Here is a 6,966-nt window from a genome sequence, read left to right on the forward strand (position 1 = left end):
GCGACGCGATGCGCGAACGACGAGGAACGAGGACGTGAGCCCCCGAGACGAGGAACGAGACAAGGGGCGCCCACCGCCCAGACGACGACCCGCCAACGTCCCGCAGACGCTGACGGCGCAGCCGGCAGAGGGCCGACCCCCAGGGAGGCCCGCGACCCGCAGGGGAGCGCGAGCGAGGAACGAGCGAGCATCGTCAACGAACCGACGCACGTCCCGTCGACGTTCCCGACCACACCCGGGGGAGCGCAGCGGACCCGGGACAAGCAGACGCCCCGTGCTCACCACGCCACCGCACCAGACCACGCCCGCTGGGAGCGAAGCGGACAGCGGGACAAGCAGACGCCAAGCAGACGCTCCCGAACACGCACCGGCAACGCCGGGGACGCGCCAGCGGACCCGGACAGAGTCCGGCCCGCAGCACGCCCCGGCTGCCGGTCCGTGAACGTCGCGCCCGCTCGCCCGTGACGAAGTCGCGGGCGGACGTCAGCTTGTCCCGCTGCTTCCTCCTTTGAAGGTCAGGCCATGGTGTCGTCGTGATGGTCAGTTCAGGTGGAAGTTCTCACCTTCTGCATGTCTCACGTCTCACCCGTCCTTCCCTCCTCGATCCCACTCCTCCTGTCCCGGAAATCCGCAGCCCGGAATCTCGCCACGACCCTCGCGGCTACCGCCGGACCGCGGGCCGCTTCGCGTCCCGGGAAGTTCACGGACGGGTCACCGCGACCGCGGGCACGCGGGACATGACCCGGACGCGGTGGCATGCTCAGAGGATGGGGTGGATGAGGCAAGCGCCGACGTGGGCGGCCGGGGTGATCATGGCGGTCATGTTCGCTGCCGGCTGGTTCGGCGTGACGTCCATCACCATCCCGGAACTCACCATCGGCGTCCGCGTCGTCGTGTCCGTCGCCACCGGTGCCGCGTTCGGGCTCGTGATGGGGGTCATCCTCGGACGGCAACGACGGCAGTACGGGCAGGCGGCTAACCGCCCCGACTTCGCTCGGGCAGTACGTCGCGGCACCATCCCACCGGACGTGAACACCGGGCAATGGCGGCAGGCGCTGCTGCGCCGGCAGAAGGAGTACCGGACGCTGCGGCGGACGGCACCGCTGCTGTACCTGCCGATGACCGGCCTCAGCATCTGGCTCGCCGTCGCCGGGCAGCCGCTGTTCTGGTTCGCCGCAGCGTTCTTCGTCGGCGTGCTCACCCTCACCGTCGCCGTCACCCCGCGGACGCTCCGGAACACCGACGCGATGCTCACCGAACTCGACCACCGCGAAAACGCACAACACATCGGCCAGTGACGGCGCCGTCCGCCGCCGCTACCGTGAGCGCATGCCCATGGACTTCGACGCAGCACGACGTCGCGCGCACGACGAACTCGACGCCGCCGACACCGCAGCACGAGACCGTGCGGATGCTGCCGCAGCCGCCGCAGCCGAGAAAGCGTCCCATGAGTGGCAAGCGTTGCAACTCGGGCGGGAAGTGGCCGCAGCACTCACCGCCGCCGGTGTCCCGACGATGAAGAAGCACGTCCTCGTCGCCGGACCACGAGGCGCCGACCTGGTCGGCTGGGAACTCGGCTCGCAGACGCAGCTGCCGACCGTCAGCTTCTGCACCACCGACGGAGTCCTCCACCATCACAGAGGTCACTTCCACGAGCCACTGCACGACCTCGACTCACGCACCTTCGAACCGAAGCGCTGGGCGGCCATCACCCAAGAGGTCGAGGAAGCCGTCGGCTACCGCCTCGCCGAACACGAACGGAACCCACCCGTGCCAGCGCCGCAGCCCGCGTCAAAGAAGCGTGGCCTGTTCGGACGGAAGCGATGACCGTGACGACGGTGCGACCCAAAGGTGGGACTGCCGCCTGACCGAGGACCGCGCATAGGGTCATCGGACCGGAAGGACGCACCACCGCATGGCTCGATGGACAGAACCGCTCGACGCGACATTCCGGCGACCGCCGAACCTCGTGCCGACACAACCCGTCGAAGTCCCGCCGGTGCTGCCCTTCGACGACGCGCTCGACCGGCTCCGCGCGCAGGCAATCGAGGACTTCACCGTCCGTCGTGACGCGGGCGGTTACATCTTCGGGTCCGAGCGAGAGAAGCCGCTGACCTGGGACGACGTTGAACGGTCGCTGCACGAGAAGCTCGACTCGTACCGGGACGCGTCCCGTGCGCTCGTGCTGCAGCTCGGCGTCGAGGTGCAGAAGGCGACGCCGTGGTGGCGTCATACCGGCCTCGGCCTCGACGAGTACCTCGACCAGACCCCGGGTCGGTCACCGGTCGGAACCGTCGTCTGGTCACCGGCGCCGACGTCCCTCGACGACCTCATCTTCGGTGACCTGTACCTGCTGCCCGGGCAGTACCCGAAGTGGGTGTCCGAGTCGGTGGGGAACGTCCGCCGCGAGTACGGCATCAACGCCGCGTTCGCTCTCGCCCCTGGAGTGCCGCTTCGATGGGCGAGCCGGGTCCGCATCGTGCAGGTCACCGCCGCTCTCGAACAGCAGCGGAACGACCACATCGTCCGGCTGCAGAACGAGGCGGAAGCCGGAGGTGAGTCCGGCTACCTCGCCTTCGACATGTGGCACAACCGGCACGCGCAGACGGTGTTCATGACCCCGACGCTGGGCCGCCGCGTCCTCCGCGCAGGAAGCGTCGCCGAGCTCGCAGAACTATTGGTCAGCAGCATCCCGTGGCTCACCGACCGCGACCTCACAGAGCAACGGCTTCGAAGCACCCTCGAAGTCACCGTCGCACCGCCGGCCGTCCGCCGCTGACCTCAGGCCGGAGTAGTTGGTAGACCGCGAGCGTCGAAGCTGGCGCCGACCATGCCGTCAACCTCGTGGCCATTCCCGTCGGGCCACCACACTTGCACGTCCTGCCCGTCGGAGTCGGCGGGTGTCCGCTCGAACGTGGACACCAACGCCCGCGCCGCACGCTCGGTCAGAACCATGGTCTCACCTGTCCTGTCCTGTCCCGAAAATCCGTCCGTCTGGGATATCGACACGACCCCTCCGCTACCGCGGGGGACACGGCGACCGCCCGCGAACGACGTCCAGCATGGACGGTCAGAAGGGCTGCCCCCAGGTTGCAATCTTTCGAACGAGAGCGGCGTCCCGGACCGGGTTTGGATCCGGAAGCCCGACCACGCGCTGCTCGAAGAACAGCTGTGCCAGCCGTGCGACTTCGTGTGCGACTTCGTAGTTGTGGTCGAGTGCGAGGACAGCCTTGACAGCATCGTCGTCCGGTTCCGTGTCGAACAGCAGGAAGGGGACGTCGCGAGAGAACCACCGACCTTGGTCGTCGGTCTCATCGGTGCCCATGCTGGTCCGGTGGGCGAGGACCGCTTCCCGGTCGCTCCCCGTGGGCCGAGCGACGTACTCCCAAGAACACGACCCGCAGCTCGAGCGTGTAACGGTGATGTCGCCACCCGCCCACTTCGGAGCGTCGAACATCGATGGATGGGAGATGACGATGGTTTCACCCGTTCCCACCGAGGCAGTACTCGCACTCGACAGGACGGCGGTTTTCACCGCCGTCCAGGTCTGCTTCGCTGCTTGGTGCTGTCGGAGAAGCGTGTAGGCGGGCAACCGCCACCAGTCCCCGTCAGCCCATCCGGGATTCCTCGACAGACCCCTGCCGAACCCGTGAAGAACCCGCGCCTCGCCATCCTTGTACGAGACGAGCGCTTCGCCAGACGTCGCGTCGCAGAACCTGACCTGACTCCCGGTCACGTCCTCCTGCACCGCAATGAGCACTCCTGAGGGGAAGTCCGGCGGTGCGCTCCATCGCGGTACGCTCTCGACCGAGCGGTGGACAAGGCTTTCGGCGCGAGGACGGCGATGACGTCCGAGGCGGACCGACAGCGAGTCCTGTTCCAGCGGTACGCGGAGCTCACCTCAGCAGGGCAACTGACCGACCCGAAGAAGTAGCGGCTCCCTAACAGCACTTCTAGCGCCGGGGCGATTAGACCCCCGTAGCGGGGTGGCCACGGTCCCCGCTGTCCAAGCTCTAGTGCCGTCGGTGATGCTCCACCCGAGCGTGGAGGGGTCCGTGGGCCGCTGCTCTCAGCCGGGGATGTTCCGTGGGTCGTGGCCGTACGTGCTCCGCTCACTGATGCGGCCGTCGAGGTTCCGGATGAAGTGCTCCACCTTGTCCGCTTTCGCTCGTTCCCGACCGAGATGTACCGCGTCGTCCTTCGTCGCAGCGGCACCGAACACCTCATCGGTGCCTTCGACCTTGCTCTGCCAGGTGCCGTCCTGGTGGTACGTCTCAATGTCTCCTCGCATGCCCCGAACGTACGACCAACCGGGCAGCAGGATCCTCAGGACGCCCCGTCAGCAGGTTGGTTCGCTGAGGAAGTCCTCGTATCGGATGTCTGCGTTCACCGGCGTCATCTCGAGACGAGCGGCGACCATCGCTTGAATCTCGGCGGGGGAGTGCATCCCGTGGCGGTGCCACAGGCGGGGGTTCAACGGGTCGGTGATGTCGGCGGCCATGAGACCTGCCCTTCGAGAAGCGCCACGCTTCGATGGTGCCAAACCGTTCCCGCTGTGCCAGCGCACCGCATGTCGCAGCGTTCATCGTGACGACGGGAGTCAGTACCAGTCCGACCATTCGACGGTACGACGGGTCGCCACCGCGGCCAAGCGAACTTCCGCTGAGGAGTCCACTCAGCGCAGCCGCCGCATCCCCTACCGTGGATGAAGACCGAGGGGGAGCGATGCTGAACACGGACGTCTGGGCCGGATGCGAACGGCAGGAGCTGCGGCGCTGGGCGGAGATGGGGCGGGATCTCCACGGCGCCGACGGCACCTGCAGGGAGGCCGGAGCGTGAGCCGCCTCAGCGAGTGGTGGCGACGGTTGAACGAGCAGCCGCGGCCGCAGCCGACCATCTGGGACTCCGGCCAGGCGACCATCCCGTATCCGGAGCTCAGCCGCCGCGACCTTGCAGCATTCGGCAGATGCGAGACGTACCTCCTCCGCGAAATCGTCGACGCGCGGTCCTGGGGTCGGCAGGTAGACGCCCGCGGTGTCCCGTTCCCGACGAACGGGTGGCTCATCATGCCTGGCCGGGTCTACTCGTCGCTCATGGACGACACGAAAGGGTCGGGCCCGAAACGCGCCGTCATGGACTCCGTCGTCGCCTGGCTCGCCGACGCCGGCGCCCTCACGCCGTTGTCAGAGCAGGCCAGGGACGACATCGCTGCGTCGAACATTGCCGACCGGCGCAACACGTACGCCGGCTACACCAGCGACGACGGGACCCGCACCTGGGACCACGACACGTGGCAGGTGGACCCGGAACGGATGCTCGTCGTGTACCCGCACCTCGCGGACGCGAACATCGACTGGAAGCGAGCCGCTAGCGAATGACGCCGCAGTCGGCTGATATCTGCCGACGAAGGTGTCAGCCTCGGGTGCTCGCAGACGCTACTGACGTCGCTCTACCTCGAGTGCGCTGTCGGCTGGGCGCACAAGAAAACTGGCGTCCCTTCCATCCGGAAGCAGACGCCAGTCGTGATGTCGAGGACGCTACCTGCCAGTCCTGGGGCAGCCAAGCGTCGGCGGCGTGTCTACGACTCGTCCCACGCTTCGACGACGACGCCGCCACGTAGCACCAGCGGTTGCTCCGCACCGAGCGTTGCTGCGGCTGGGGCGGACGCGAAACTGTCTGCGGGGAACGTCCATCGGAACGGGTAGCCGTCCCCACGGTGCTTGGTCGCGTTTACCTCAGCGGCGAGAGCGAGCAGCGGTGCGATGTCGGCAAAGCGCCAGGACGCCGCTGGGGCGGATGCGTCGACGCTCCGGACGGTGACGATGAAGCCGAGAGCCATCGGTCAGTCCTCCGGCAGGGTGCGAACCCAGTGTTCGAACGTCACCGCGTCCTCGGCCGACACGACCGCGGCCGGGCGGGAATCGTTCGCTGCATCGATGAGCACGAGGGTGCCCTCCGACAGGCCGGCTGTCGCCTCGCCGATGATGGAGTCGGAGGCTGCGACACCGACGCGGGTGAGAAACGTCAAGGGTTGTCCCGGGATGGACTCCACCGTGCCCATCTCGTTGTCGAAGAAGCCTGCGAGTTCGGAGACACGGAACCGGGTGGCGCCGTCAGGGCTGGTGATGGTGACCGCGGGGACCGTGCGGCGCCCAAACGTGTGGGTGGTGGGCTCCGCTGTGACATCGGACCCTGACCACGGGTGCACTTCCGCCGGCGACACCTTCTCCACCTTCGACGGCTTGGCCTTCTTGGGGAACGCAGCCGTCACCGCGATACCGCCGGCCATGACGGCCATGAACCACGCCGGACCGGAGACGACCTTCGTCCAGAGCAGGACCCAGAAGATGACGAGCCATCCGGCCATGGTCAGGTTCGACAGCCACTTCGAGTCTCGCCGTGCCCCGAGGAACCACAACCCGAATCCGTACGCGAGCCCGGCCGCCGTCGGCAGCCAGAACACCCCAGGGTTGTGGCTCAGCACCTGTCGGTGCAGGACGGCCGAGGCGATGACTGCGATGACGGCGATGGTCCCGAGGAGGTACCGGTTGGCGCGGCGGTCTCGTTCCCGGGCGGTGAGTGTGGTCATCGGTGGTCCCCCTGTGATGCGTGGCGTGCTTGTCGCATAGGCAGATGCGGCACGACGTCCGAAATCCCGTTCGACGCTATCCAGTCAAGCAGAAGCCTGAGGTCTGCTTCCGGTCCGCTCGCCACATCCCCGACGCGGGTAAGCCACCCACATCCCAGCGTTTGCAAGGGGAGTAGGGGGCCCAGAGCCCTCTTTACTTACTTACTTACTTACATCTTGAGTAGATACAAGTGAAGAAGAAGAGAACATACCTGGGCTGCTACACCCCAACTATGTATTACCCATAGCTCTATAGCGCGTACGGGTCTGCTGCACGGATAGGTGACAGTTGTAGTCACGCCACGAGGGCGACGTTGGTCTTCATGATGGTTTCGAAC

9 protein-coding genes and 1 pseudogene are annotated in these 6,966 nt (G+C 67.1%); 5 read left to right on the top strand and 5 right to left on the bottom strand.

The window, feature by feature from the left end; genetic code table 11:
- The first annotated feature begins 776 nt into the window (after window positions 1-776).
- The 3 genes from DEI89_RS17065 (at window position 777) to DEI89_RS17075 (ending at window position 2,779) form a co-directional block, all read left to right on the top strand.
- A complete protein-coding gene (locus DEI89_RS17065; protein ID WP_146236845.1) occupies window positions 777-1,298 on the top strand; it encodes a NarK/NasA family nitrate transporter in 522 nt (173 codons plus the stop codon).
- A 31-nt stretch (window positions 1,299-1,329) separates the two neighbouring features.
- Window positions 1,330-1,827 (top strand): hypothetical protein, encoded by a 498-nt coding sequence (locus DEI89_RS17070; protein ID WP_146236846.1) that lies wholly within the window; start codon window positions 1,330-1,332, stop codon window positions 1,825-1,827.
- Window positions 1,828-1,915: 88 nt separating this feature from the next.
- Window positions 1,916-2,779, top strand: coding sequence for a hypothetical protein (locus tag DEI89_RS17075; RefSeq protein ID WP_110905257.1), 864 nt, complete (start codon window positions 1,916-1,918; stop codon window positions 2,777-2,779).
- 291 nt (window positions 2,780-3,070) lie between these two features.
- Here the strand turns inward: DEI89_RS17075 and DEI89_RS17080 are convergent, their stop codons facing one another.
- Complete coding sequence (locus tag DEI89_RS17080; RefSeq protein WP_146236847.1) at window positions 3,071-3,748, bottom strand: hypothetical protein; 678 nt, start codon at window positions 3,746-3,748, stop codon at window positions 3,071-3,073.
- Between the two features lie 63 nt (window positions 3,749-3,811).
- Between DEI89_RS17080 and DEI89_RS18350 the strand changes: the two are divergent.
- A pseudogene (locus DEI89_RS18350) lies at window positions 3,812-3,934 on the top strand (hypothetical protein); the annotation flags it as partial.
- A 135-nt stretch (window positions 3,935-4,069) separates the two neighbouring features.
- Here the strand turns inward: DEI89_RS18350 and DEI89_RS17085 are convergent.
- Entirely contained in the window at window positions 4,070-4,291 is a 222-nt protein-coding gene (locus DEI89_RS17085) for a DUF2188 domain-containing protein (protein WP_110905259.1), read from the bottom strand.
- A gap of 48 nt (window positions 4,292-4,339) precedes the next feature.
- Window positions 4,340-4,501, bottom strand: coding sequence for a hypothetical protein (locus DEI89_RS17910; RefSeq protein ID WP_181421721.1), 162 nt, complete (start codon window positions 4,499-4,501; stop codon window positions 4,340-4,342).
- 334 nt (window positions 4,502-4,835) lie between these two features.
- Between DEI89_RS17910 and DEI89_RS17090 the strand changes: the two genes are divergently transcribed.
- On the top strand, window positions 4,836-5,378 hold the full coding sequence (locus DEI89_RS17090) for a hypothetical protein (protein ID WP_110905260.1): 543 nt from the start codon (window positions 4,836-4,838) through the stop codon (window positions 5,376-5,378).
- A gap of 200 nt (window positions 5,379-5,578) precedes the next feature.
- Here DEI89_RS17090 and DEI89_RS17095 read toward each other — a convergent pair whose 3' ends face one another.
- Window positions 5,579-5,839 carry a hypothetical protein gene (locus tag DEI89_RS17095; protein WP_110905261.1) on the bottom strand — a complete coding sequence of 87 codons (261 nt, stop codon included), beginning with the start codon at window positions 5,837-5,839 and terminating at the stop codon, window positions 5,579-5,581.
- A 3-nt stretch (window positions 5,840-5,842) separates the two neighbouring features.
- Window positions 5,843-6,589: a hypothetical protein gene (locus DEI89_RS17100; protein WP_110905262.1), complete on the bottom strand. Its 747-nt coding sequence runs from the start codon at window positions 6,587-6,589 to the stop codon at window positions 5,843-5,845.
- Window positions 6,590-6,966 lie beyond the last annotated feature (377 nt).

It is taken from the genome of Curtobacterium sp. MCBD17_030 (assembly GCF_003224255.1).
Taxonomy (GTDB): Bacteria; Actinomycetota; Actinomycetes; order Actinomycetales; family Microbacteriaceae; genus Curtobacterium.

Coding starts and splice junctions, on each gene's coding strand:
- DEI89_RS17065 (WP_146236845.1), top strand. CDS start 777: ATGAGGCAAGCGCCGACGTGGGCGGCCGGGGTGATCATGGCGGTCATG.
- DEI89_RS17070 (WP_146236846.1), top strand. CDS start 1,330: ATGCCCATGGACTTCGACGCAGCACGACGTCGCGCGCACGACGAACTC.
- DEI89_RS17075 (WP_110905257.1), top strand. CDS start 1,916: ATGGCTCGATGGACAGAACCGCTCGACGCGACATTCCGGCGACCGCCG.
- DEI89_RS17085 (WP_110905259.1), bottom strand. CDS start 4,291: ATGCGAGGAGACATTGAGACGTACCACCAGGACGGCACCTGGCAGAGC.
- DEI89_RS17910 (WP_181421721.1), bottom strand. CDS start 4,501: ATGGCCGCCGACATCACCGACCCGTTGAACCCCCGCCTGTGGCACCGC.
- DEI89_RS17095 (WP_110905261.1), bottom strand. CDS start 5,839: ATGGCTCTCGGCTTCATCGTCACCGTCCGGAGCGTCGACGCATCCGCC.
- DEI89_RS17100 (WP_110905262.1), bottom strand. CDS start 6,589: ATGACCACACTCACCGCCCGGGAACGAGACCGCCGCGCCAACCGGTAC.